This window comes from Desulfonatronospira sp. MSAO_Bac3, from assembly GCF_003838035.1.
Taxonomy (GTDB): domain Bacteria; phylum Desulfobacterota; class Desulfovibrionia; order Desulfovibrionales; family Desulfonatronovibrionaceae; genus Desulfonatronospira; species Desulfonatronospira thiodismutans.
This window is the reverse complement of sequence record NZ_QYZY01000358.1, coordinates 1-1,066: the sequence shown is the minus strand read 5'-3', so window position 1 is coordinate 1,066 and position 1,066 is coordinate 1. Positions and strand designations below refer to the sequence as shown.

Annotated in this window: 1 protein-coding gene; it reads right to left on the bottom strand. The window is 50.9% G+C overall.

The annotated features are described in order from the left end of the window. A partial coding sequence (locus tag D5S03_RS12680) for an InlB B-repeat-containing protein (RefSeq protein ID WP_287044278.1) occupies window positions 1-1,066 on the bottom strand: 1,066 nt, incomplete at both ends.

The window sequence follows — 1,066 nt, the reverse complement described above, 5'->3', positions numbered from 1 at the left end:
TTTGCTCGAAGACACCCGTCACGCTCTTGTCCGCATCCATGACCAGCACAACAGAAGCCTCAGTTCCAGAAAAGTCGCCGGTCCAGCCAGTAAAATCCCAGCCATCAGCAGCAACAGCTTGTAGCTCCACACTTTCGCCGGATTCATACCGATCAAGCTCAGGAGATATACTCACTGCTCCCTGGCCCTCCACTGAAATGTCCAGAGTGTGATATTCTATGGGTTCAGGCAATTCCGGCACATCATCCGGACCTGGAGCTGTATACCCCTGCATCCCCACAGACAGCCAGGCCAGTTCAACGTTCTCTCCTGCCTGGCGTATATATACTTCCAGACCAAACCCGCCTGCTTTCATGGCTTCATCCTGGTCAGTCCATTCCAGCATCCAGTTTTCCGGCTCATTATCTCCATACAGCCATGCTCTGGACCTGATTGTATAAGAATCCTGATCCATCCGGCCACGCACCCATATCCAGTCACCAACTGTATCTCCGGACAGATTATGATAAACTGCACCAGCTTCTATTAAGTCATCATTATTTAGCAGGCGGCGACCTCTTATTTCATCAGGATTGTTACGAAGCCCTGCAGCATAAGTGTTAAGCTCTCCATCTCCGCTCATGCGCATGCAGCCCAGAAGCTCCGTCTCCACGACATCGCTGCGACGGAACAGATAAAGAAACTCAACCTCTTCCATTTCCGCTGGAACCTCGTTCCAGAAAAGCCAACGATCTCCTCCATCATTCCAGTTGTTCACTTGGTCATTGGCAAAATACATAACCTTGCTTCCCAGCGGAGTACTTGTTTCCACTATGCCCGTACCAGCGCTAAAATCACTGGATCCAGGCCGGCGCTGGATAAATATGTCTCCCACCGGATTGTAGCCTGTCTCATAGGCATTGGGATCAAATACAAATACTTCATCTACAGGCTCCGGTTCCGTGATTTGCTCGAAGACACCCGTCACGCTCTTGTCCGCATCCATGACCAGCACAACAGAAGCCTCAGTTCCAGAAAAGTCGCCGGTCCAGCCAGTAAAATCCCAGCCATCAGCAGCAACAGCTTG